Annotated in this window: 21 protein-coding genes; 15 read left to right on the forward strand and 6 right to left on the reverse strand. The window is 63.4% G+C overall.

The genetic code is table 11. The annotated features are described in order from the left end of the window. Genes flhA through ACWFUC_RS15430 form a run of 4 tightly spaced genes read left to right on the forward strand, consistent with a single transcriptional unit; the run spans position 1 to position 5,177 of the window. The gene (flhA, locus tag ACWFUC_RS15415; protein WP_489625351.1) at positions 1-2,109 is read left to right on the forward strand and encodes a flagellar biosynthesis protein FlhA; all 2,109 of its coding nucleotides are present in this window, start codon (positions 1-3) and stop codon (positions 2,107-2,109) included. Continuing rightward, positions 2,106-3,596 carry a flagellar biosynthesis GTPase FlhF gene (gene flhF / locus ACWFUC_RS15420; RefSeq protein ID WP_489625352.1) on the forward strand — a complete coding sequence of 497 codons (1,491 nt, stop codon included), beginning with the start codon at positions 2,106-2,108 and terminating at the stop codon, positions 3,594-3,596. Before flhA ends, flhF begins: the two co-directional genes overlap by 4 nt. A gap of 34 nt (positions 3,597-3,630) precedes the next feature. Then, positions 3,631-4,434, forward strand: a complete 804-nt coding sequence (locus ACWFUC_RS15425; protein ID WP_489625545.1) for a MinD/ParA family ATP-binding protein — start codon at positions 3,631-3,633, stop codon at positions 4,432-4,434. A 5-nt stretch (positions 4,435-4,439) separates the two neighbouring features. Continuing rightward, positions 4,440-5,177, forward strand: coding sequence for an RNA polymerase sigma factor FliA (locus ACWFUC_RS15430; protein ID WP_039788499.1), 738 nt, complete (start codon positions 4,440-4,442; stop codon positions 5,175-5,177). Positions 5,178-5,305: 128 nt separating this feature from the next. On the opposite strand, the gene ACWFUC_RS15435 is transcribed toward ACWFUC_RS15430, so the two are convergent. The 3 genes from ACWFUC_RS15435 to flgA form a co-directional block, all read right to left on the reverse strand. Then, the gene (locus ACWFUC_RS15435) at positions 5,306-5,764 is read right to left on the reverse strand and encodes a flagella synthesis protein FlgN (RefSeq protein ID WP_134222202.1); all 459 of its coding nucleotides are present in this window, start codon (positions 5,762-5,764) and stop codon (positions 5,306-5,308) included. 31 nt (positions 5,765-5,795) lie between these two features. Then, positions 5,796-6,110, reverse strand: a complete 315-nt coding sequence (gene flgM / locus ACWFUC_RS15440; RefSeq protein WP_039788497.1) for a flagellar biosynthesis anti-sigma factor FlgM — start codon at positions 6,108-6,110, stop codon at positions 5,796-5,798. 213 nt (positions 6,111-6,323) lie between these two features. After that, the gene (gene flgA / locus ACWFUC_RS15445; RefSeq protein ID WP_227022625.1) at positions 6,324-7,061 is read right to left on the reverse strand and encodes a flagellar basal body P-ring formation chaperone FlgA; all 738 of its coding nucleotides are present in this window, start codon (positions 7,059-7,061) and stop codon (positions 6,324-6,326) included. Between the two features lie 229 nt (positions 7,062-7,290). On the opposite strand from flgA, the gene flgB reads away from it, so the two are divergent. The 11 genes from flgB to flgL all read left to right on the forward strand — a co-directional run bounded on the left by flgB (position 7,291) and on the right by flgL (position 18,424). After that, the gene (gene flgB / locus ACWFUC_RS15450; RefSeq protein WP_039788493.1) at positions 7,291-7,719 is read left to right on the forward strand and encodes a flagellar basal body rod protein FlgB; all 429 of its coding nucleotides are present in this window, start codon (positions 7,291-7,293) and stop codon (positions 7,717-7,719) included. A 5-nt stretch (positions 7,720-7,724) separates the two neighbouring features. Further along, complete coding sequence (gene flgC / locus ACWFUC_RS15455) at positions 7,725-8,129, forward strand: flagellar basal body rod protein FlgC (protein WP_034329665.1); 405 nt, start codon at positions 7,725-7,727, stop codon at positions 8,127-8,129. A gap of 25 nt (positions 8,130-8,154) precedes the next feature. After that, entirely contained in the window at positions 8,155-8,880 is a 726-nt protein-coding gene (locus ACWFUC_RS15460; RefSeq protein WP_489625354.1) for a flagellar hook assembly protein FlgD, read from the forward strand. Between the two features lie 39 nt (positions 8,881-8,919). Next, positions 8,920-10,200 carry a flagellar hook protein FlgE gene (gene flgE, locus ACWFUC_RS15465; protein ID WP_259434917.1) on the forward strand — a complete coding sequence of 427 codons (1,281 nt, stop codon included), beginning with the start codon at positions 8,920-8,922 and terminating at the stop codon, positions 10,198-10,200. Between the two features lie 110 nt (positions 10,201-10,310). Then, positions 10,311-11,048, forward strand: coding sequence for a flagellar basal-body rod protein FlgF (flgF, locus tag ACWFUC_RS15470; protein ID WP_034331591.1), 738 nt, complete (start codon positions 10,311-10,313; stop codon positions 11,046-11,048). Between the two features lie 65 nt (positions 11,049-11,113). Further along, the gene (gene flgG / locus ACWFUC_RS15475) at positions 11,114-11,896 is read left to right on the forward strand and encodes a flagellar basal-body rod protein FlgG (protein WP_034331590.1); all 783 of its coding nucleotides are present in this window, start codon (positions 11,114-11,116) and stop codon (positions 11,894-11,896) included. A 60-nt stretch (positions 11,897-11,956) separates the two neighbouring features. Next, positions 11,957-12,616, forward strand: a complete 660-nt coding sequence (locus ACWFUC_RS15480; RefSeq protein WP_489625546.1) for a flagellar basal body L-ring protein FlgH — start codon at positions 11,957-11,959, stop codon at positions 12,614-12,616. Between the two features lie 38 nt (positions 12,617-12,654). Then, positions 12,655-13,785, forward strand: a complete 1,131-nt coding sequence (locus ACWFUC_RS15485; RefSeq protein ID WP_134135252.1) for a flagellar basal body P-ring protein FlgI — start codon at positions 12,655-12,657, stop codon at positions 13,783-13,785. Positions 13,786-13,831: 46 nt separating this feature from the next. Beyond that, positions 13,832-14,803, forward strand: a complete 972-nt coding sequence (flgJ, locus tag ACWFUC_RS15490) for a flagellar assembly peptidoglycan hydrolase FlgJ (RefSeq protein WP_039788487.1) — start codon at positions 13,832-13,834, stop codon at positions 14,801-14,803. Between the two features lie 145 nt (positions 14,804-14,948). After that, positions 14,949-17,270, forward strand: coding sequence for a flagellar hook-associated protein FlgK (flgK, locus tag ACWFUC_RS15495; protein ID WP_489625355.1), 2,322 nt, complete (start codon positions 14,949-14,951; stop codon positions 17,268-17,270). Between the two features lie 20 nt (positions 17,271-17,290). Further along, the gene (gene flgL / locus ACWFUC_RS15500; protein WP_034331585.1) at positions 17,291-18,424 is read left to right on the forward strand and encodes a flagellar hook-associated protein FlgL; all 1,134 of its coding nucleotides are present in this window, start codon (positions 17,291-17,293) and stop codon (positions 18,422-18,424) included. A 114-nt stretch (positions 18,425-18,538) separates the two neighbouring features. Here flgL and ACWFUC_RS15505 read toward each other — a convergent pair whose 3' ends face one another. Genes ACWFUC_RS15505 through ACWFUC_RS15515 form a run of 3 tightly spaced genes read right to left on the reverse strand, consistent with a single transcriptional unit; the run spans position 18,539 to position 23,137 of the window. Further along, complete coding sequence (locus ACWFUC_RS15505) at positions 18,539-19,939, reverse strand: efflux transporter outer membrane subunit (RefSeq protein WP_489625356.1); 1,401 nt, start codon at positions 19,937-19,939, stop codon at positions 18,539-18,541. Between the two features lie 11 nt (positions 19,940-19,950). Beyond that, entirely contained in the window at positions 19,951-21,915 is a 1,965-nt protein-coding gene (locus ACWFUC_RS15510) for a MacB family efflux pump subunit (protein WP_489625357.1), read from the reverse strand. A 7-nt stretch (positions 21,916-21,922) separates the two neighbouring features. Then, complete coding sequence (locus tag ACWFUC_RS15515) at positions 21,923-23,137, reverse strand: efflux RND transporter periplasmic adaptor subunit (RefSeq protein WP_489625358.1); 1,215 nt, start codon at positions 23,135-23,137, stop codon at positions 21,923-21,925. Between the last annotated feature and the right edge of the window lie 91 nt (positions 23,138-23,228).

A 23,228-nucleotide genomic window follows, 5' to 3' on the forward strand; every position in this document is an offset into this window, starting at 1 on the left:
ATGGCAACCAAACTCAATACCATGAAAATCCCGGCCTGGGTCCCGCTCAAGAGCGGCCGGGCGCTGGCGGCCCCGATCCTGATCGTCATGATGCTGGCGATGATGGTGCTGCCGCTGCCGGCTTTCATGCTGGATCTGCTGTTCAGCTTCAACATCTCGCTGTCGGTGATCGTGCTGATGACTGCGCTGTACACCGTCAAGCCGCTGGACTTCATCGCCTTCCCGGCGGTGCTGCTGGTGTCGACCATGCTGCGCCTGTCACTGAACGTGGCCTCCACCCGGGTGGTGCTGACCGAAGGCCACACCGGTCCGGATGCGGCCGGCAAGGTGATCGAAGCCTTCGGCCACTTCCTGATCGGCGGCAACTACACCGTTGGTATCGTGGTGTTCGTGATCCTGACCATCATCAACTTCATGGTGGTGACCAAGGGTGCCGGCCGTATCGCCGAAGTGGGCGCGCGCTTCACCCTGGACGCCATGCCCGGCAAGCAGATGGCGATCGACGCCGACCTCAACGCCGGCATGATCGGTGAACCCGAAGCCCGCGCCCGCCGCAAGGAAGTGGCGCAGGAATCCGAGTTCTACGGGGCCATGGACGGTGCCTCCAAGTACGTGCGCGGCGATGCCGTGGCCGGCATCATCGTGACGGTGGTCAACATCGTCGGCGGCCTGGTGGTGGGCATGGTGCAGCATGACCTGGCCTTCGATGCCGCGCTGAAGAACTATACGCTGCTGGCCATCGGTGACGGCCTGGTGGCGCAGATTCCTTCGCTGATCATCTCGACCGCCGCCGGTGTGGTGGTCTCGCGCGTGGCCAACGACCAGGACGTCGGCGGGCAGCTGATCAACCAGCTCTTCGCCAAGCCGGAAGTGCTCTACATTACCGCCGTCATCATCGGCGGCATGGGCCTGATCCCGGGTATGCCGCACATCGCCTTCCTGCTGCTGGCTGCGGCCATGGCCGGCGGTGCCTACGCCATCAGCAAGCGGGTGCAAACGGCCAAGGCCGAAGCCGCCACGGCCACTCCGCAGGCCGCTGCCGCCGCAGCTGCGCCCTCGGAAGCGGAAGAGGCGACCTGGAACGACGTCATGCCGGTCGATACCCTGGGCCTGGAAGTCGGCTATCGTCTCATCCCGCTGGTGGACAAGGGGCAGGGTGGCGAACTGCTCAAGCGCATCAAGGGCATCCGCAAGAAATTCGCCCAGGAAGTCGGTTTCCTGTCGCCGCCGATTCACATCCGCGACAACCTGGAACTGAAGCCGTCGGCCTACCGCATCACCCTGAAGGGTGTGGAAGTGGGCAACGGCGAGGCGCATGCCGGCCAGTACCTGGCCATCAATCCGGGCATGGTGACTGGTCCGCTGCCAGGGATGATGACCTCCGATCCCGCTTTCGGCCTGCCGGCCGTGTGGATCGACAGCAGCCTGCGCGAACAGGCTTCCACCATGGGTTACACCGTGGTCGATGCCGGTACCGTGGTGGCGACGCACCTGAATCACCTCATCACCACGCACGCGGCCGAGCTGCTGGGCCGCCAGGAAGTGCAGAGCCTGCTGGATCACCTGGCCAAGGAAGCCCCCAAGCTGGTGGAAGACCTGGTGCCCAAGATGCTGCCGCTGGGCACGCTGCAGAAGGTCTTGCAGAACCTCTTGCTGGAAGGCGTGCATATCCGCGATATGCGCACTATCATCGAAACATTGGCCGAACACGCCGCCCGCATTCAGGATCCGACCGACCTGACGGCGATTGTACGGATTGCGCTGGGACGCGCCATCGTGCAACAGATTTTCCCGGGCGAGAGCGAGCTGGCCGTCATGGCCCTCGATTCCAAGCTCGAACGCCTGCTCATGCAGGCACTGCAGGCCAGTGGCGACACCGGCGGCATCGAGCCGGGCCTGGCCGATTCGCTGGTGCAGCAGACCGAAATGGCGGCGCAGCGCCAGGAGCAGATGGGCCTGTCGCCCGTGTTGCTGGTCGGCGCACCGCTGCGGACCTTGCTGGCGCGCTTCCTGCGCCGCGCCATGCCGCAGTTGCGCGTGCTGTCGCACGCTGAAGTACCCGAGTCGAAAACGATTAAAGTTACCAGCCTAGTTGGAGGGCAAGCATGAACGTCAAGAAATTTATCGCCAATTCTTCTCGCGAGGCCTGGCGTCAGGTGCGCGAGGCGCTTGGCCCGGATGCCGTCATTCTCTCCAACCGCAATATTCCTGATGGGGTGGAGATCCTGGCCATGGCCAACGAGGACATGACCACCCTGGTGGCCCCGACCGGCGCGCGCGACCCCAATGCTCGCCCGCAGGCGGCCTCGCTGCAGCAGCAGTCCGGTGCGCCGAACGCACAGCAGGCCAAGCGTCCGGCGCTGCTGTCGTCGCCGCTGGCCCAGCAGCCGCCCCGCGCCGCGCGCCCCGAGCATGCGCCATTGCTGGACCAGCCGGCCCACGGCCGCGCGCCTGCGCGCCCGGTGGAAGCTGCTCCGGCCAGCGATGCCCGCGTCTGGCGCAGCCGCCGTGCGGAGCAGGAGGCCGGTGGCCGTCCGGCCTCGGCCCAGCAGGCGCAGGAATCTGGTGAACATGACCAGCGTCCACGTTCGGCCCTGCCTGAATTCGATGGCAAGGACTACGACGAAATCCTTTCCGAAGTCATGAGCGAGATCCGCTCCATGCGCGGCGTGCTGGAAACCCAGCTGGCCGAGATTTCCTGGGGCGGTACGCAGAAACGCGATCCGCTCAAGGGCGTGGTACTGAAGGAAATGCTGGCGGCCGGCTTCTCGGCCAGCCTGTCGCGCCTGATCACCGAAAACCTGCCTGCCAACTCCAAGTCGCAGGACATCATGTTCTGGGTCAAGTCGGTGCTGGCGCGCAATCTCAATACCCTGGCCAACGAAAACGAACTGCTGGAAAACGGCGGCGTCTTCGCGCTGGTCGGCCCCACTGGCGTTGGCAAGACCACCACCACCGCCAAGCTGGCGGCGCGCTGCGTGATGCGCCACGGCTCCGGCAAGCTGGCCCTGATCACGACCGACGGCTACCGTATCGGTGGTTACGAACAACTGCGCATCTACGGCAAGATCCTGGGTGTGATGGTGCACTCGGTCAAGGATGAGACCGACCTGCGCATCGCCCTGGAAGAGCTCAAGGGCAAGCACACCGTACTGATCGATACCGCCGGTGTCGGCCAGCGCGACCAGATGGTGGCCGAGCAGGACGCCATGCTGGCCGGTGCCGGCGTGGACATCAAGCGCCTGCTGTGCCTCAATGCCACCGCCACCGGCGGTACGCTCAATGAAGTGGTACATGCCTATTCCAGCTCCGGGCTGGCCGGCTGCATCATCACCAAGCTGGACGAAGCCGCCACCATCGGCAACGTGCTGGATGTGGTGATCCGCCACAAGCTCAACCTGCATTACGTGGCCAATGGCCAGCGCGTGCCGGAAGACCTGCACGTGGCCAACAAGCTTTATCTCGCCGACCGTGCCTTCAAGCAGAAGCGTGAAACGGCCCCTTTCGAATTCCAGGAAGGTGAGTTGCCGGGCGTGATCGGTCCTACTGCCATGTCCATGAATGACCGGGGACTGCGTGAGGTGAGCTTTGGCTAGTTACGATATCGACCAGGCAGCAGGGTTGCGCCGGATGCTGGAGCGTCCGGTGCCCAGGCTGTTCACCTTCTTCTCGGTGCTGGGTGAGGAAGAGAAGAGTGCCATGCTCATCAATCTGGCGGCGTCACTGTCACAGGCCAAGCACAGCGTGCTGGTGGTGGATGGCGACGTGGCCACAACCGGTCTGCTGACCCGCATCGGCCTGCGTCACGACGTGGCGACGCTGCAGGAAGTAGCGCGCATGGAGCGTCCCATGGCGGAAGCCACACGGCTCCTGCCGGAAGGTTTTTCGATGGCGCGCATCGCCCGCCGCAACGTGCCCTCGGCGACCGATCCGCATGCCGGCCGTCTGGCGGAGATCTTCGACAGCCTCATCGAGCAGGCCGAGATCACACTGGTCAATGGCGTGCTGGCACGCGACCTGTCGCTGCCTGTGCCGACCATGGAAATGGGTGAGATCGTGATCCAGGTCTCGACTACGGCGTCTTCGATCAAGGCGGCCTATGTGCTCCTCAAGAGCCTGAGCGACCGCATCGGTCGCCGTCCTTTCAGTCTCATCGTCAACGATGCCACCGAAGCCGAAGCCCGTACCGTCTACGCCAACATGGCCCAAGCGGCCAGCCGCTACCTGGCGGCGCAGCTCAATTTCATCGGCGCGATTCCGGCGGATGACCATATTCGCCGCGCCACCGGACAGGGGCGGGCGGTGATGGACGTGTTTCCCTTCGCCGGTGCCGCGCTGGCCTTCCAGCGCCTGTCCAAGCGCTTCACCGCCGGTCCGGATACGGCCCGCAGCAGCTACGGGATGGCCACCGACGGCGCCAGTCTGGGAGTGTGACGTGCATGTATAACGTCAAGGGAAAAAAGGGCAAGAACGACGTACTGGAGCAGCATGCGCCGCTGGTCAAGAAACTGGCGCATCAGCTCAAGGCCAAGCTGCCCCCCAGCGTAGAGGTGGACGACCTGATCCAGGCCGGCATGATGGGCTTGCTCGACGCCGTCAACCGCTACGAGGAAACCCATGGCGCGCAGTTCGAGACCTACGCCGTGCAGCGTATCCGTGGTGCCATGCTGGATGAGCTGCGCAGCAGCGACTGGCTGCCGCGCAGCATCCGCCAGAATGCGCGCAAGGTGGAAGAAGCCATGCAGTCCCTGCTGCAGCAACTGGGCCGCCAGCCGCAAGAAGCGGAAGTGGCGCAGCACATGAAGATCAGCCTGGCCGAGTATCAGTCGCTGCTGACCGACTGCGGCGGCCACCAGTTGATCTATTACGAAGATTTCCACGACGACGATGGCGGCCACGAACACTTCCTGGACCGCTACCAGACCGGCGACGGCGAGGATGATCCGCTGCAGAGCCTGATCAATGGCGGTTTCCGCGAAGCCGTGGTGGATTCCATCAAGGCCTTGCCCGAGCGTGAGCAGATCCTGATGGCGCTCTACTACGAGCAGGAAATGAACCTCAAGGAAATCGGCGCCGTCATGGGCGTTTCCGAATCGCGCGTGTGCCAGTTGCACAGCCAGGCGATCTCGCGCATGCGTTCGTATCTGCGCGAGCATTCCTGGAGCGGGGTGGCCTGAGGCTGCCTGCCTTCAGGGCGCAGATCCGAGAGAGGACGCAGGAAGCGTTAACGACAAAGCCCGGCAAATGCCGGGCTTTTTGTTGATGCGATCTTGCGGTGCTTCCGTGAGCGGGAAGCGGCTGAAACTTATACCACGCCTAGACGGCGTCCCGAGGATCGGATGCTGTTCTGGCCGTCCGGGCCATAGAAATTGCCGGTGCCGGTCTTGCCTTGCAGGATGGTCAGGGCGCTCTGATTGATGGAGAGCTTCTTGCCAATCAGCAGGCCATTGACGCGGTTCAGTTCCTTGGCGTCCTGCGCCAGTTCGAACAGGCTGGCCCAGATCTCGCGGTCAGCGTCGCTGGCTTGCTCATTCATCCACTGTTGCATGCCGCTTTCATCTGCACTGTAGCCGAGGCTGCCCAGCAGCGCGTGGCGATTGCCGGCCAGCGTGGACATTTCAGCAACGATAGCGGCCTTTTCGGTAATGATGTCGGTCAGGCCTTCGGCGGTGGCTTCCGCCAGCAGTGCCTGTTCCTGGCTCAGTTTTTCCACCAGGCGCGACAGCGCGGCGTGTTCCAGGGACAGGTTGCTGGCCGGATTCATGCGAAAGATCCTCTGAGCGGTAAAACGGGAATCAGGCCGGGCGGGCGCTGATGAGATTCTTGACAGTATCGATCACGCCGTCGGCGATCTTGTCGGCATCGATCTGGAAAGTGCCGTTGGCGATGGCCGCTTTCAGCTTTTCCACTTTTTCGGCATTGAAACCGCCGTTTTTGGTGTCCTTGGTTTCCAGCGCCTGATAGGTGCTGGACAAGCGCACGCTGTCCGAAGCCGCTTTGGTGGCGGCCGGGTCGGTGCCCGCAGGATTGGCGGCAGTCGTGTTGCGGGTCTGCGTTTGCGTCTGCTCGGTGTTGAGGGCAGCAGATTTGAGGGCGTCGTTAACGTTCACGGCAGTATTCCTTGTAGGGTGGGGGCGCTTCGCACCCGCCTGTCGTATGGATTATCGACCAGTTCTGGGCAAACTTTAACATTCCCGCACCTGAATTAAGCTGAATTCGGGTACTTTTCTTCATATTCCTGTCCGGGCGATCCGCTGCGTTCCGCGCAGGACTTGCCCTGCGGGCAATTGCTTCATATCAATAGGGAAACCGCGGCCACCGGCTCAATAGTTGATTTCCAGAATCCCGCCCGCCTTGGCGATCCCGCTCACCACCTGGCCGGCCGCCGTCCGGGCCTGGGCCATCTGGCCTTCGTTGGCATTGGTCAGGGCGCGCGCTTCGGTGGAAATCTGGAAGCCCGGACCGATCGATACGACTCGTACCGCCTGGCCTTGCTGCACCACGCGCTGGTTGCGGATGGTGTCGAGGCGCAGCGGCGTACCGGCGCGCAGCGACATGTTGGCGACGCGGCCGATGACCTGTGATTCTTCGGTGATCACGCCGCTGGGCAGCGCCGACATGTCGCCGCGAATGCGCGTGATGTCGCTGGCGCTGATGGTCTGGCCCTGGGCCAGCGGGACCGCGGCGACCAGGTAATCCGAGATCACCTGCACGTTGGCGCGCAGGTAGATGGTCCAGGGGGAGGGGGCCACGCACTTGATGCCGACCGTGGTGCGGCCGAACAGGCGGCCGCCATTGGGCATGAAGGCTTGCGGTTCAAGACAGGCCGCCAGCGTCAGGCGTGCATCGGCCGGATCGATGGTGACCGTGACGCTGCCGGGCAGGCCCGAGGTCTGGCTTTTCAGGAATTGCTCCGCCACTTGTTGCAAGGCTTGCAAGTCCTGCTTTTGGGGGGAGTTGGGGTCGTTCTGGGCGAGTGCAGGCGCAGTCGCCCCCAGGCCGGCTGCAAGCAAGGACAGGACGGCGAAAGTGCGGCGCAGGGCGCGGAAAGCGTGTTTCATTTTGTGCAACTTGCCCGCAGGGCATAGGCGAATCTTGGCACTCATGGTACGTCGCGCGCGCGAGGTCAAAAGGGCAAACAGGGGAGGCTTTTCTCTCTTTATCGCCCCTTAGAGTTCGGGGTGCGAACGTATGATCAAGCCTACGTAATTCCATCATCGGCGCAGTCCGCAAGCGGCCCGGCAACCGGCCGGGCAGGACAGGGGGGCGCTGGTACTTCCGGAGGACCTGATGGTCTCTAAGCTCGACGATTATTTCCGTTTCAACGAGATGGCGCTGAACCTGCGGTCGCAGCGCCAGCAGGTGCTGGCGTCCAACATCGCCAACGCGGACACGCCCAACTACAAGGCGCGTGACGTCAACTTTGCCGACGCGCTCAAGAATGCGCTGGACAGCAAGTCCAACACGATCCCGCCGCTGCAGCTGGAGCGCACCGCTGCCACCCACGTGGCCGGCACTGCGCCCGACAACGGTCCGGGCAGCATCGGCGGCACCGCTTTGCAGTACCGCACGCCGGCCCAGGGCAGCGTGGACGGCAATACGGTCGATATGGATGTGGAGCGCAATGAATTCCTGGACAACGGCATCCGCTACGAAGCCGGCGTCACCTCCGTGAACGGCCAGATCAAGGCCATGCTGAACGCTATCCAACCGGGCTGATAAACATGTCTCTTTCCAACATCTTCAACGTCGCCGGCTCGGCCATGAGCGCCCAGGCACAGCGCCTCAACGCCACGGCCAGCAACATCGCCAACGCCGACAGCGCGACCAGCCCCGATGGCACGCCCTACAAGGCCAAGCAGGTGGTGTTCGAAGCCATTCCGGTGGGCAGCGTCAAGGACAGCGGCGTGAAAGTGGCGGCCGTGGTCGAGAATCAGGCCCCGCCCAAGCTGGTCTACGACCCCAAGCATCCCATGGCCGATGGCAATGGCTACGTCGCCATGCCCAACGTCAATCCGGTCGAGGAAATGGTCAACATGATCTCGGCCTCCCGCTCTTACCAGACCAATGTGGAAACGATGAACACGGCCAAGGCCATGCTCGTCAAGACCCTCACCATCGGCCAATAATCGGCCAATAACCAGGACCTGAATCATGGCAATCGTCTCCAGTGATCTGCTCACCGCAATGAATGGCACGAGCAGCAGCTCGTCCACCACCACTAGCTCTTCCAGCCTGGACAACAACAGCCCGGACGCGATCCAGAACCGCTTCCTGACGCTGTTGATCGCGCAGATGAAGAACCAGGACCCCAGCAACCCGATGGACAACTCGCAGCTGACTACCCAGATGGCACAGTTGTCGACGGTCACGGGCATCAGCCAGCTGAACGATTCGCTGTCCACGCTGATGAGCAACCTCAATTCCTCGCAGGCGCTGTCGACCGCCAACATGATCGGCCACAGCGTGCTGGCCCCGGGCAACAGCATCCAGCTGACCAGCGATACCACCAAGGATGCCAGCGGTACGGAAACCACCAGCCAGAAGGCGGTGTTCGGCGTGAATCTGTCCGGTACCGCCTCGTCCGTGGTGGTCACCATCAAGGATTCCTCGGGCGCCGTGGTGCACACCACCGACTTGGGCACCCAGGCCGCCGGCGTGGTGCCGGTGATCTGGGACGGCTCCAACGATACCGGCGGCAAGGTGGCCGACGGCAATTACACCTTCACCGTCAGTGCCTCCAACAACGGCACTGCAGTCACCGCTTCGACCCTGTCGTTCGGTACCGTTTCCAGCGTCTCGACTGCGTCGGACGGCGTCAAGCTCAACGTCACCAATGTCGGCACCATCAAGCCGACCGACGTCGTGCAAATTCTTTAATCGTCATTACCGACAACATTCGGAACAAGGGGATATCTCATGAGTTTTCAGCAAGGTCTGAGCGGACTGAACGGCGCAGCCAAGAGCCTGGACGTCATCGGTAATAACGTGGCCAACGCCAGCACGGTGGGTTTCAAGCAGTCGCAGACGCAGTTTGCCGACATGTACGCCAATTCGATGAACCGTTCCGGCAATTCGCCGGTCGGTATCGGTGTGACAGTCGCCAATGTGGCGCAACAGTTCACCCAGGGCAATATCACGTCGTCCAACAACCCGCTGGATATCGCCATCAATGGTGACGGTTTCTTCCAGTTGGCCGCCAGCTCCAGCGACCTGTCGCCGATGTACGGGCGCAATGGCCAGTTCCAGCTCGACAAGAACGGCTACATCGTCAACCCCAGCATGAACGGGGCCTTCCTGATGGGTTATGCAGCCGGTGTGACCGGTGGCGATCCGGTGCGGCTGCAGATTGATACCTCCTCGATCCCGGCCACCGCCACCACCACGATCAGCACCAAGGTCAACCTGGATTCGCGCGTGACCGTGCCGACCACGACCACCTTCAGCGCCACCGACCCGACCTCGTACAACAACTCGACCGGTGTGACCATCTACGACAGCTTGGGCAACCCCTATAGCGTCCAGACTTTCTATGTCAAGAACACGCCGACCGGCACGCCGCCCACGACCACGTGGGACGTCTATGCCACCGTCGATGGCACTACGCTGACCACTACCTCAGGCGGCACTACGCCCTTGAAGCTGGGTTCAATGGTGTTCGACTCGACCGGGACACTGACTTCGGGTGGCGCGATGACCATCGACTTGACCACTACTGGCACCAATCCCGGCATCGCCAAGGCCGGCGGCAACTTCGCCAGCACCATTGCGCTGAGCTACACCGGCTCGACCCAGACCGGTTCGGCCTTCGTCAACCTGGCGCAGAGCCAGAACGGCATGCCGCCGGGCACCCTGTCGAGCTTCTCGATCGACAAGGACGGCACCATCGTCGGTTCCTACAGCAACCAGCAGACCAAGAATCTGGGCAGCGTGGTGCTGGTCAATTTCGCCAACCCCAACGGCCTGCAGCCGCTGGGCAACAACCTGTACTCCGCCACGGCCGCCGCCGGCAGCCCGCTGGTGGGCAAGCCGACCACCGGTACCTTCGGTACCCTGCAGGCCCGTGCGGTGGAAGACTCCAACGTCGACCTGACCGCCGAGCTGGTCAACATGATCGTGGCCCAGCGTGTCTACCAGGCCAACTCGCAGACCATCAAGGTGCAGGACACCGTGCTGCAGACCCTGGTCAGCCTGCGTTAAGAGGGTGTTCCGCCGCGCCTTGCGGCGCGCCTGCTTCAAGGCTGCCGGCGTCGCCGGTGGCCGGTTTCAACCGGTGGTGCCAGGGATGGGTGCCACCACTAAGGGGTGATATGGATCGTCTGGTCTATACAGCGATGTCGGGCGCCAAGCACACGCTTGAGCAGCAAGCCAGCGCCAGCAACAACCTGGCCAATGCCACGACCACGGGCTTTCGTGCCCAATTGAATACCTTCCGTTCGGCACCGGTGGTGGGGCAGGGCTTGCCGACGCGTGCTTTCGTGGTGGACTCCACCGCAGGCAATGATTTTTCGCAGGGTCCGATCCAGGACACCGGCCGTGCGCTGGATGTGGCCATTCAGGGACGTGGCTGGATCGCGGTGCAGACCGCCGATGGCGGCGAAGCCTACACCCGCAACGGCAGCTTCAAGATCAACGAGAACGGCATCCTGCAGACCCAGAACGGCCAGTCCGTGCAGGGTGACGGCGGTCCGATCACGATTCCGCCCGATACCACCGTGGCCATCGCGGCTGACGGCACGGTGTCGTCGATCCCGACCAACGGCATCCCCAATGCGGTCAACGTGCTGGGCCGCATCAAGCTGGTCAACCCGGACGAGAAGAACCTGAAACGCGGCGACGACGGCCTGTTCCGCACCATCACCGGTGCCGCCCAGCCCGACGCCAATGTGCGCCTGGCCAGCGGTGCGGTCGAAGGCAGCAACGTGAACGTGGTGGAAGCGATGGTCAACATGATCAACCTGTCGCGCCAGTTCGAAATGAACATGAAAGTGATCCAGACCGCCGAAAGTGATTCCACCAAGGCGACCACGATCCTGTCGCTGTCTTGATGCTGCTCACGCACCTGACCTCACCGATGCACCCGCAGCGCAAGCGCTGATTACCGGAGAAACAAATGATTCGTTCCCTGTGGATTTCCAAGACCGGCCTGGATGCGCAACAGACGCAACTGGACGTGATCTCCAACAATCTGGCCAACGTCAGCACCAACGGTTTCAAGCGTTCGCGCGCCGTGTTCGAAGACCTGCTGTACCAGACCGTGCGCCAGCCCGGTGCCCAGTCCTCGCAGCAGACGCAATTGCCCTCGGGCCTGCAGATCGGTACCGGCGTGCGTCCGGTCGCCACCGAACGTATCTTCACCCAAGGCAACGTCAACCAGACCAACAATGACAAGGATCTGGCGATTCAGGGCAACGGCTTCTTCCAGATCCTGCTGCCGGACGGCACCACCGCCTATACCCGCGACGGTTCCTTCCAGACCGACAGCCAGGGTCAGATGGTGACCTCCAGCGGCTATACGCTGCAGCCGCCGATCACCATTCCGCTCAACACCACCAAGCTGACCGTGGGCCGTGACGGTACCGTCTCGATCATGCAGGCCGGTTCGACCGCCACCACCCAGATCGGCACCATCCAAGTTGCCACCTTCATCAACCCGGCCGGTCTGGAAAGCCGTGGCGAGAACCTGTACGTGGAAACCGCCGCTTCCGGTACCCCGAACCCGAACACCCCGGGCACCAACGGTGCCGGTGCCCTGTGGCAGGGTTATGTGGAAACCTCCAACGTGAACGTGGTGGAAGAACTGGTGAACATGATCCAGACCCAGCGCGCCTACGAAATCAACAGCAAGGCCATCACCACTTCCGACCAGATGCTGGCCAAGATTTCGCAGCTGTAATGCAGTCGTGCAGTGGTTTTTGAACAAGGCAGTCGGTAGCAGAAGAAGGACGAGGCAATGATGAAAAGCATGCTGAAATTGGCCACCATCGTGGGCGTGTTGGGCGTGAGCGCCTGCACCACCGTGCCGGACAGTATCGTGACCGGGCCGAAGACGGCGCGTCCGCAACCGGCTTCCTATGCGCCGCCGACCTCGGGCGCGATCTTCCAGTCGGCGGTCTACCGGCCGTTGCTGGAAGACCGTCGCGCGCGCCTGGTGGGTGACACCATCACCATCGTCATCAACGAAAAGACCAGTGCCGTCAAGTCGGCCGGGAGTTCGGCCAGCAAGACAGGCACGGTAGCCTCGCCGGCACCGACCATCTTCGGCACATCCATCAAGGAGTTGTCCGCCTCCGGTACCTCGTCCTCCAAATTCGAGGACAAGGGAGCCACCAGCTCCAGCAACACCTTCACCGGCACCATCGGCGTGACCGTGGTGGAAGTGCTCCCCAACGGCAACCTGGTGGTCTCGGGTGAAAAGCAGGTGGCGCTGGACAAGGGCGTGGAATATGTCCGCTTCTCCGGCACCGTCAGCCCCGACAACATCCAGACCGGCAACACCGTTTCGTCTACCCTGGTGGCTGACGCCAAGGTCGAATACCGTACCAATACCCGCGTCGACATGGCTGACTTCATGTCCTCGCTGGGCCGTTTCTTCTTCAGCGTTTCTCCTTTCTGATGTGGAGTAGTGCAATGACCCGGAAAGGATTTTTCGCCATGGACATGATCAGGATGGGCAGCAAGCTCCTGTCAGCTGCTGCCGTGGCCGCACTGTGCGTGGCCGCTGCTGCGCCGGCCCACGCCGAGCGCCTCAAGGACCTGGCCAGCATCCAGGGCGTGCGTCAGAACCAGCTGGTAGGTTACGGGCTGGTGGTAGGTCTTGACGGCAGCGGTGACCAGACCACACAGACACCCTTTACGGTGCAGAGCGTGGTGAGCATGCTGCAGCAACTGGGCGTGAACGTGCCCAGCGGCACCAGCAGCAACATGCAGCTGAAGAACGTGGCGGCAGCGATGGTGACGGCGACTTTGCCGGCCTTCGCGCAGCCGGGCCAGCTGATTGACGTGACGGTTTCTTCCATCGGCAACGCCAAGAGCATTCGCGGCGGCACGCTGCTGATGGCTCCCCTGAAGGGTGCGGACGGCCAGATCTATGCCATCGCCCAGGGCAACATCGTGGTCGGTGGTGCCGGCGGTTCGGCTGCCGGCAGCAGCACCGTCATCAACCAGCTGTCGGCAGGCCGCATCTCGGGCGGTGCGACCGTGGAACGGGCGGTGCCCAGTTCCCTCGGTGGCGGCGACATGGTGATGCTGGAACTGAACGACAATGATTTCTCGACCGCCAGCCGGGTGGTCGATGCGCTCAACAAGCGTTTTGGCAGCGACACCGCCGTGGCCCAGGATGGCCGCGTGATCCGGGTGCGTGCACCGATCTCCAGCGGCGACCGCGTGGCCTTCCTCGGCGCGCTCGAAAACGTCGATGTCACCCCCGGCAAGCTGGCCGCCAAGGTGATCCTGAATGCCCGTACCGGCTCGGTGGTGATGAACCAGAGCGTGATGCTCGATACCTGCGCGGTCTCGCACGGCAACCTGTCGGTGGTGATCCAGGCCGACAATGCCGTCAGCCAGCCCAATGCCCTGGCCGGTGGCCAGACCGCGGGCGTGCAGAATGCCCAGGTCTCGATCAACAAGGAGCCGGGCAAGGTCATGCTGTTGAAGGGCGGCGCCTCGCTGTCCGATGTGGTCAAGGCGCTCAATGCCATCGGCGCCACGCCGCAGGACTTGCTGGCCATCCTGCAGGCCATGAAGGCGGCCGGTTCGCTGCGCGCAGAACTCGAAGTGATCTGACGCTCCGGACTGATCCGACACCCAACGCTTTCCTCCAAGGTAATCCATGCTCAACAAGATCAACCCATCCAATCCGACCGAGGGACTTGCCGTCGATGCGAATGGGCTGAACGGCCTGCGTGAGGCTGCCAAGCAGAACACGCCGGAGTCCGTCAAGGGCGCAGCCAAGCAATTCGAGGCGCTGTTCCTGAACATGGTGATGAAGAGCATGCGGGATGCCACCCCGCAGAACGGCCCGTTCGACAACGAACAGACCAAGATGTTTACCTCCATGCTGGACCAGCAACTGAGCCAGAGCCTGGCCCAGCGCGGCGTGGGCCTGGCTGACGTGCTGACGCGCCAGCTCTCGGCCTCGCTGCCCAAGAAACTGCCGGACGCGCAGGACCTGGAAGGCAGTCCCTTGCCGGGCGAGGAGGGCCTGCCGATGGGCATTCCGCTGGTCAAGGACATGAGCGATGCCGACCGCGCCAAGTTCATCCAGAGCTTCGCCAGCCAGCAGGCGGCGGAGAGTACGGACCAGGATGGCCGCAACAAGCAGCGCCGCAATTCCAACAAGCCGGCCCACGTCGAAGCCTTCCAGAACCGCCTGCAGGCCGACGCCGAAATGGCCAGCAAGATGACCGGCATTCCGGCCAAGTTCATGCTGGCGCAGGCCGCGCTGGAAACCGGCTGGGGCAAGAAGGAAATCGTCACGCGCGATGGCCGCTCGGCGCACAACCTGTTCGGCATCAAGGCCACCGGCAACTGGACCGGCAAGGTGGTCGAGGCCACCACCATCGAATACATCAACGGCAAACCGCAGAAGCGCGTGGAGAAATTCCGCGCCTATGATTCCTATGCGGATGCCTTCAAGGATTACGCCAACTTGCTGCGCAGCAATCCGCGCTACGAGAAGGTGCTGGCCAGCGCCCAGGATGCCCACGGCTTCGCCTATGGGCTGCAGCGCGCCGGCTATGCGACCGATCCGCATTATGCGGAGAAGCTTTCGCGCATCATCCGCCAGTCGCTCTCGGCCTGATTTTTCAGCGCCGCAGGGCGTGTCCGGGCGGCAAGCTCATCGGTTCCGGCCGGAAACAAATTTGGCCCGCAGCCTCTAAAGTTTTGGTCAATCCTGCCGTTGACTTGGTTATTCCGCTAAAAGCTTTCAGGGACGACAACCTAGCATGGCAACTAACATCTTCAGTATCGGGCAAAGCGCGTTGCAGGCGGCCATGGCGGCGCAGGCCACCACCAGCCACAACATCTCCAACGCCACCACTCCCGGCTACAACCGTCAGGAAGTCGTGCAAAGCTCGGCCGGCGGCATCAACTACGGTTACGGTTTTGTCGGGCAGGGCACCCAGGTCACCGAGATCAAGCGCATCTACAACGACTTCCTGACCAAGCAGGCGCTGGCCTCGCAGAGTTCGGCCAGTTCGCTGGATTCGTACTACTCCCAGATCTCGCAGATCAACAACATGGTGGCCGACACCAAGGCCGGCCTGTCGCCCGCGCTGCAGGATTTCTTTGCGGCAGTCCAGAACCTGGCCTCCAACCCGAATACCCAGGCTTCGCGCCAGTCGGTGCTGTCGCAGGCGTCGACGCTGGTGGCGCGCGTCTCCAGCATCAATGACCAACTGGCCCAAAGCAGCGCCAGCGTCAACAGCCAGATCACCTCCACGGTGACCAGCATCAATTCCTATGCCCAGCAGATCGCCAAGCTGAACCAGGCGATCGTCAATGCCAACGGCACCGGTGGCGGCCAGCCGCCCAACGATCTGCTGGACCAGCGCGACCAGCTGGTGTCCGAGCTGAACAAGTACGTCAAGATCACCACCGTGCCGCAGGATACCGGCGCGGTGAGCGTGTTCATCGGTACCGGCCAGGCGCTGGTGACGGGCGACCAGGTCACCCAGATGGTGGTGACCAATTCGCCGACCGACGTCTCGCGTCTGCAGATTGGCCAGGTCACATCGGGTGGTGGTACGGTCACGATCCCCGACAGCTTCTTCTATGACGGCGGCAGCCTGGGCGGTCTGCTCAAGTACCGCACGGAAACGCTGGATCCGACCCAGAACGCTTTGGGGCGCATTGCCATCGCCATGGGCACGGCCTTCAACCAGCAGCAGAAGCTGGGCCTGGACCAGAACGGCAATGCCGGCACGGCCATGTTCAACGTCAGCTCGCCCAACCTGATCGGTTTCCCCGGCAATACCGGGACCACCGACCTGACGTCGACCATCAGCGATCCCTCGGCACTGAGCACCAGCGACTACACGCTGAGCTATGACGGCACCAACTACACCTTCACTCGACTGTCGGACAACACCAAGACCGTCAAGGTCGCGGGTGATTTCCCGGTCACGCTCGATGGCGTGACCTACTCCAACGGTGCGACCCCGGGTGGTGCGCCGACCATGGCCAGCGGCAACACCTACAAGATCCAGCCGACCGCCAATGGCGCAGCGGCCTTCTCGCTGGCGCTCAACAATACCCAGTTGCTGGCCACGGCCGCGCCGATCACCACCGCGATCAACGCCACCAACAACGTCAATGCCAGCACGCCGGGCACCAATACCGGCAATGCGATCATCTCCAACACCTCGCTGGATCCGACCACCTTCACGCAGGGTTCCTCGGTCGCCTTCACGGCTTCGCTGAGCGGCACCCAGGTGCAGTTGACGGCGGCCTGGACCGGAGCAACGCCGGCACCTGCGGTGACGTATACCAATCCGGACGGCACCACCGGTTCGGTGGCAGCCGGCACGGCATTCAACTACACGCCGGGCATGACCATCAGCAGCGGTGGCGTGACTTACTCGCTGACCGGCACACCATCGGCCGGCGACCAGTTCAACTTCGCGCCGGTGGCGGCCAACAAGGGCACGGCGACGATCGACACCGGTTCGGTCACGGCGGCTTACCTGACCACCACCACGCCACTGACCAAGCCGACCACGCTGACCTACAACACCGCGGCCACGCCGCCGGCGTTCACCATTTCGCCGGCCGTGCCTGCCGGTGGCGGCACCATCACCCACCAGGATGGCACCACCACCGCCATCGCGGGCGGTGCCACCAGCCTGGCCTATACCGCTGGCGACACCTACGAGATCAGCGGCGTCAAGTTCAAGATTTCGGGCCAGCCGTCCAATGGCGACCAGTTCACCATTGCCGCCAACACCAGCGCCGCGTCGGACAACCGCAACGCGCTGGCCATGGCCAACCTGCAGACGGCCAACACCATCAATGGCACCAGCTTCCAGGGTTCCTACTCGCAGCTGGTGGCCACCATCGGCAACAAGACTAACGAGATCAACGTCACCAACACGGCCGAGAAGACGCGCCTGACGGCGATCCAGGCCCAGCAGCAGTCCGAGTCCGGGGTCAACCAGGACGAGGAACTGGCGCAGATGATCAAGAACCAGCAGCAGTACCAGGCCGCGGCCAAGATCATCCAGGCCGCCAGCGACATGATCAATGTCCTGCTCACCCTGGGCGGTTAATCAGTTAAAGGAAGACGACCATGCGTATTAGCACCCAGATGCTCTATCAGTCGAGCAACAATGACCTGACCAGCATGCAGAGCCAGATCCTGAAGCTGACGCAGCAGGTGACGGCGCAGCAGAAGGTGTTGCTGCCCTCGGATGATCCGGTGGCTGCCGCCCGCGCCCTGGACATGACCCAGACCTCGGCCCTCAATGACCAGTACAAGACCAATCGCCAGAACGCCAACAGCGCGCTGTCGACCGTGCAGGGGACCCTGGACAGCCTGACCAACATGCTGACCAAGCTGAAGTCCAACGTCATCACGGCCGGCAATGCCTCCTACTCGAACGCCGAGCGCATCAACATGGCGTCCGAGATCAAGGGCAACCTCAACGAAGTGCTGGGCTATGCCAATGCCCAGGACGGACAGGGCAACTACATCTTTGCCGGCTTCAAGAGCACGACGCAACCCTTCACGCTGGACGGTACCGGCGGCGTGGTCTACAACGGCGACCAGGGTGCCATGACGCTGCAGGTGGACTCGACCCGCCAGATGGATATCAGCGCCTCGGGCCAGACGGTGTTCCAGGGCAATGGCCAGGACATCTTCAAGACCATGACCAACCTGATCAACGTCTTGTCGGTGCCGGTGACCGAAGCCGCCAACAAGGCCGATGACACGGCCGCCAACAACTACGTCTATCCCGCCGGCAGCGGCCAGACCCCGATCGCCGCCTACAAGGCGGCCCAGGCTACCCTGGATGCCATGAAGCCGGACGATCCGGGCTACCAGGCGCAGTTCACCTCGACCGCCGCGCTCAAGCTGCAGTCGGATGCGGCCAATGCGGCACGTACCCCGGTGGTCGGCAGCCAGGCGGCACTGGCACGCAACCTGGCGCAGTTCAATACCCAGATCGACTCGATCTCCAGCAGCGTGTCCACCGTCAAGGCATCCATCGGCGCGCGCCAGAACGAGCTGGACAACCTCGACGCCGCCGGTGAAGTCAACAAGGAAAACTATACCCAGACCATCAACAACCTGCTGGGCCGCAACCTGTCCGATACCAGCGAGCTGATCAGCGACCTGACGCTCAAGCAGACCTATCTGTCGGCGGCGCAGAAGGTGTTCGTCACCACCAGTGGCCTGACTTTGCTGAATTACCTGAAATAATGAATTAACTTTCACAGCGACGGCGTTCCAGGCCGATCGCCGTGAAGGAAAATGCAAAAAAGGCGAACCCGCGGGTTCGCCTTTTCATTTGCTGCGGACACAAACCGCCGCCGCTCATTGCGGCGGAGTCGCACGGGCATCGCCGCCCAGGGCCTGGTACAGCGTCATCTGGTTTTTCAGCTGGTTCAGGCGGACCTGCGCCAGCGTATTCTCGGCACTGCGGCGTTTGTCCTGCTGATCCAGCCAGGATTGCAAGGTCACCGAGCCGGCCCGGTAACGCAGTTCGTAGAGCTGTTCGGCTGCCCGTGCCACCTCGACGTTGCGCGCCAGCAGCGCCTGCTGCCGGGCATATTGCGTGCGCGCCGAAAGGGCGTTCTCGACGTCGCTGAAGGCGGCGTACAGAGTCTGGCGGAACTGGGTGACGGCGCTCTCATAGTCGGCCTGCGAGACCTTGATCTGCAGCTTCATCTGGGTCTGCTGCAAAAACGGCAGGCTCAACTGCGCCGCCAGCGAGGCCACCGGATTCTGCACCAGGCGCAGCAAGGCGTCGCTGCTGGTCCCCAGCGACCCGGTGAGGCTCAGCTTCGGATAGAAGCTGGCGCGCGTCAGGTCGACGTTGGCCAGCGACTCGCGCAATCGCAACTCGGCCGCCCGCAGATCCGGACGCCGCGCCAGCAGCTCGGCCGGCAGTCCCGCCTCCAGCACCGGCAGGGGCTGCTCCGGCAGCGCCGGTGGCAGGCTGCGGCGCTGGCCGGGTGGACTGTCGAACAGGATGGCCAGGGCATTGTCATTTTCCACCTGCTGCTGCACCAGTTCGGTATAGCTGGCTTGCTGGCTCAGCAGGTTCTGCTGTGCGGTCAGCACATCCACAGACGACACCGCCCCTGCGCGATACTGGGTATTGATCAGGTCCAGGGTCTTCTGCGCATAGGCGATGCTCTGCTCGGCAGTGCGCAGCCGCTGGTTCAGGTAGGCACCGGTCCAGTACAGGTTGGCGGTGGTGCCGACCAGCGAGAGCGCCGTGGTCGCGCGGTCTTGCTCGGTGGCCAGGGCTTCCCAGCGGGCCACGTCGTAGTTGGCCCCCAAGCGGCCCCACAGGTCGACTTCATAGGACAGGCTCAGCGAGTTCTGGTTGCTGCGGGCGGTCTGGCGATTGCCATCGAGGGTCTTGCTGGCGGTGCTGCCCACTTGTCCGCTGAGCGCCGGGACGAAGGCATCATTGGCGATCCCGGCCTGCAACTGGGCGCGCCGGACCTTGATGGTTGCCAGCGCCAGGTTGTTGTTCTTGCGCAGGGACTCATCGATCAGGGCGCTGAGGGTCTCATCGCCGAAGCCTTGCCACCAGCGGCTGGCGTTGACGGCAGCGGCCGGGTCGCGCTGTTGCCAGGCGGGCGGGGTCTGGGTCACTGGTGCGGTGTAGGGCGTGCGCACCAGCGAACTGCAGCCGCCCAGCAGGGCCAGCGCCAACAGCAGCGCGAGGCGGGAAGGAGGAGGGAAGGACAGGAACTTGGACATGACGGGCAATTTCATTCGCGGGCGAGGGCATCCACCGGATTGAGGCGCGCAGCATTGCGCGCCGGCAGGAAGCCGAACACCACGCCGATCAGGGTAGAGCAGGCGAAGGCACTGACGATGGAGGCAGTGGAATAGATCAGGTGGAAGCTGCTGACGAAGTGCGCAAACACCGCCCCGAAGGACAGCGCCAGCAGCACGCCCAGCAAGCCGCCGGCCAGGCAGACCAGTACCGCTTCGATCAGGAACTGCTGCATGATGTCGCCCTGGCGCGCACCTACCGCCATGCGCACCCCGATCTCGCGGGTGCGCTCGGTGACCGAGACCAGCATGATGTTCATCACGCCGATGCCCCCGACCACCAGCGAGATCAGCGCAATCATCGACACCAGCAGGGTCAGCGTGGCCGTGGCCTTTTCGATGGTCTGGCGGATGCTGTCGGTGTTGAAGATGTAGAAGTCCTTGGTACGATGGCGCAGCGTCATCAGCTGGGTGATGCCTTGCTCCGCTGCCGCGCCGGGGACCTTGTCGCTGACCCGCACCGTGATGCCGCTCAGGTAGCGCTGGCCGATCACGCGCGTCATGGCGGTGGTATAGGGCACCCAGACATTGAGCGAGCTGTTGTTGCCGAAACCGTTCTCGCGCTTCTGCGTCACGCCGATCACCCGGCACGGCACGCTGCCGAGGAAGATCACTTCACCCAGCGCATTGCCGCCGTTGGGAAAGAGCTTCTTGTAGGTATTGGCATCGATCACCACTTCCTGCGCCTGGCGGCGGATGCTGTCGTTGTCGAAGCTCATGCCCTGTGCCATCTTCAGTCCGCGCACGCGGAAATACTGTTCACCTACGCCATTGATGGTGGCCGTGACCGAGATGTTGCCGTAGCGCGCCGAGGAGGCTGTGGACACGCTGGGCGTGACGCTGTCCACGTAATTCTGTTCAGCCAGGGCGGCGGCATCGGCTGGCGTGAGGGTGCGGATGGCGGCGGACTTCATGTCGCCGAAATCAGTGCCGGGGAAGATGTCGATGGTATTGGTGCCCATGGAGCTGATGTCGGACAGGATCTGTTCGCGCGAGCCACTGCCCAGGGCGACCACCGAGACCACCGAGGCAATGCCGATGATGATCCCCAGCATGGTCAGGAAGCTGCGCAGGCGATGTGCGTTCATCGCCAGCAGCGACATGCGCAGCGCTTCCTTGAAGCGGTCCAGCGCGGCGCGCCAGGCGTTGGCTTGCCGGTGTTGCTGGCGCTCCTGCTTGATGATGCCGCTCACCGCTGCCGCCTCGGGTGCGCTGTTGCGGCGATCCGCGATGATCAGGCCATCCTTGATCTCGATGATGCGCTGGGCATTGCTGGCCACCTGCATGTCGTGGGTGACGATGATGATGGTGTGGCCTTCGGCGTGCAATTCCTTGAGGATGTTCATCACCTCGTGGCCGCTGTGGCTGTCCAGCGCGCCGGTGGGTTCGTCGGCCAGAATCACGTCGCCGCCGTTCATCAGCGCGCGCGCAATCGAGACACGCTGCTGCTGCCCGCCCGAGAGCTGGCCGGGCTTGTGGTGGCCACGGTCGGCCAGACCGAGGCGCGCCAGCAACTGGGCGGCGCGCTGGCGGCGCTGCGCCGGTTCCTGGCCGGCATAGACGGCGGGCACTTCCACGTTGGCGGTGGCGTCCAGGTCCGACAGCAGGTGATAGCGCTGGAAGATGAAACCGAAATGCTCGCGCCGCAGCTGTGCCAGTTCGTCCGGGGCCAGCTTGCCGGTCTCGCGTCCGGCGACCAGGTAGCTGCCGGCGCTGGGCTTGTCGAGGCAGCCAAGGATGTTCATCAGCGTCGACTTGCCCGAACCGGAGGCCCCGACGATGGCGACCATTTCGCCGGCGGCGATGTCGAGGTTGACGTCGTTGAGCACGGTGATGGTGTCATCCCCGGCCGGGAAGTCGCGGCGCAGTGCGCGCAGTTGCAGCAATGGCGTCGTCATGGCCACCTTACATGCGCGGCGGCGGACCGCGATGTTCGCTGCTGCTGTCCGCCGTGCCCGGAACGGCGGTGCCGGTGACGACGCGCTCGCCGGCCTTCAGTCCTTCGATGATCTGCACCTGGGCATTGGTATTGATGCCGGTGCGCACCTGGCGCTCCTGGGCCTGGCCTTGCGCATCCAGTACGCGCACGGTGTAGCGGCCCTGGGCATCCTTCGCACCCAGCGCCGTGGAGGGCACCACCAGCGCGTCCTTGGCCTCGGAGAGCACGATGTTGACCTGGGTGGTCATCGAGATGCGCAGCTTGCCATCGGGATTGGGCAGGTCCAGCAGGCCGTTGTAGTAGATCGCCGTCGAGCTGGAACTGCTGGTGGTAGTGCTGGTGGTGCTGGTGGTGGTGTCATCCTGCAGGATCGAGTCCGGTGCCGGTTCGATGGCGCGCAGGGTGGTGCGGTAGCGATGCTCGGGGTCGCCGAGGATGGTGAAGTACACCGGCAGGCCGGGCTTGACGCGTACCACGTCGGCTTCCGAGATCTGCGCCTTGACGGTGACCGTATCCATGCGTGCCACCTTGATGATGGTCGGGGTGGACTGGTTGGCGTTCACGGTCTGGCCTTCCTGAGCCACGATGGCGACCACTTCGCCATCGATGGGAGCGGTGATGCGGGTGTAGCCCAGGTTCAGGCGGGCGGTGTCAACCTTGATGGCACCGTCCTTGATCTGCGCCTGCAGGGCGGCGATGTCGGCACGGGTGGAGTTGAGGGTGGCTTCGGCCGTCTCGAAGTTCTCGCGCGAGCTGGCGTCGCCGGCCAGCATCATCTGCTGGCGCGCATAGGCCAGTTGCGCCTGTTTCAGCGTGGCTTCCTTGGCGCGCAGCTGGGCCTGCAGGTTCTGCAGCGAATATTCGGCGCTGGCCAGGGCATTGGCCTGGGTCAGGGAATCGATCTCGGCCACCAGTTGGCCCTTCTTGACGCGCTCGCCCAGCGCCACCTTGAGCGATTTGATCTGGCCCGACACCTGCGCGCCCACGCTGACCTGCTTGTAGGCCTTGACGGTGCCGCTGGCCAGGACCACGTCCTGGATATCGGCTACGGACGCGGTGGCGGTCAGGTAGCTGGGCGGCGCTGGCGGCGTGAGTGCGCGATGCACGAGGTAGCCCCCTGCCAGCAGGACGGCGAGACTCAGGAGCAGGATCTTGGGGCGGCGGAAGTAGGCGATATTCATGCGAGAAAATGAGGGGCGGCCACAGGGGCGGCCGGACGCACAGCGGTGCCGCAGGCAAAGGCGTCATTGTGAGGCCGTCGCTGCCGTGCGT

It is taken from the genome of Herbaspirillum sp. Her4 (assembly GCF_057961335.1).

Excerpts from the sequence above, each read along its gene's own strand:
- flhF (WP_489625352.1), top strand. The coding sequence starts at position 2,106 with ATGAACGTCAAGAAATTTATCGCCAATTCTTCTCGCGAGGCCTGGCGT.
- flgE (WP_259434917.1), top strand. The coding sequence starts at position 8,920 with ATGAGTTTTCAGCAAGGTCTGAGCGGACTGAACGGCGCAGCCAAGAGC.
- ACWFUC_RS15425 (WP_489625545.1), top strand. The coding sequence starts at position 3,631 with ATGCTGGAGCGTCCGGTGCCCAGGCTGTTCACCTTCTTCTCGGTGCTG.
- ACWFUC_RS15460 (WP_489625354.1), top strand. The coding sequence starts at position 8,155 with ATGGCAATCGTCTCCAGTGATCTGCTCACCGCAATGAATGGCACGAGC.
- ACWFUC_RS15515 (WP_489625358.1), bottom strand. The coding sequence starts at position 23,137 with ATGAATATCGCCTACTTCCGCCGCCCCAAGATCCTGCTCCTGAGTCTC.
- flgF (WP_034331591.1), top strand. The coding sequence starts at position 10,311 with ATGGATCGTCTGGTCTATACAGCGATGTCGGGCGCCAAGCACACGCTT.
- flhA (WP_489625351.1), top strand. The coding sequence starts at position 1 with ATGGCAACCAAACTCAATACCATGAAAATCCCGGCCTGGGTCCCGCTC.
- flgB (WP_039788493.1), top strand. The coding sequence starts at position 7,291 with ATGGTCTCTAAGCTCGACGATTATTTCCGTTTCAACGAGATGGCGCTG.
- flgC (WP_034329665.1), top strand. The coding sequence starts at position 7,725 with ATGTCTCTTTCCAACATCTTCAACGTCGCCGGCTCGGCCATGAGCGCC.
- flgK (WP_489625355.1), top strand. The coding sequence starts at position 14,949 with ATGGCAACTAACATCTTCAGTATCGGGCAAAGCGCGTTGCAGGCGGCC.
- ACWFUC_RS15480 (WP_489625546.1), top strand. The coding sequence starts at position 11,957 with ATGAAAAGCATGCTGAAATTGGCCACCATCGTGGGCGTGTTGGGCGTG.
- ACWFUC_RS15510 (WP_489625357.1), bottom strand. The coding sequence starts at position 21,915 with ATGACGACGCCATTGCTGCAACTGCGCGCACTGCGCCGCGACTTCCCG.
- ACWFUC_RS15435 (WP_134222202.1), bottom strand. The coding sequence starts at position 5,764 with ATGAATCCGGCCAGCAACCTGTCCCTGGAACACGCCGCGCTGTCGCGC.
- flgA (WP_227022625.1), bottom strand. The coding sequence starts at position 7,061 with ATGAAACACGCTTTCCGCGCCCTGCGCCGCACTTTCGCCGTCCTGTCC.
- ACWFUC_RS15505 (WP_489625356.1), bottom strand. The coding sequence starts at position 19,939 with ATGTCCAAGTTCCTGTCCTTCCCTCCTCCTTCCCGCCTCGCGCTGCTG.
- ACWFUC_RS15430 (WP_039788499.1), top strand. The coding sequence starts at position 4,440 with ATGTATAACGTCAAGGGAAAAAAGGGCAAGAACGACGTACTGGAGCAG.
- flgJ (WP_039788487.1), top strand. The coding sequence starts at position 13,832 with ATGCTCAACAAGATCAACCCATCCAATCCGACCGAGGGACTTGCCGTC.
- flgL (WP_034331585.1), top strand. The coding sequence starts at position 17,291 with ATGCGTATTAGCACCCAGATGCTCTATCAGTCGAGCAACAATGACCTG.
- ACWFUC_RS15485 (WP_134135252.1), top strand. The coding sequence starts at position 12,655 with ATGGACATGATCAGGATGGGCAGCAAGCTCCTGTCAGCTGCTGCCGTG.
- flgG (WP_034331590.1), top strand. The coding sequence starts at position 11,114 with ATGATTCGTTCCCTGTGGATTTCCAAGACCGGCCTGGATGCGCAACAG.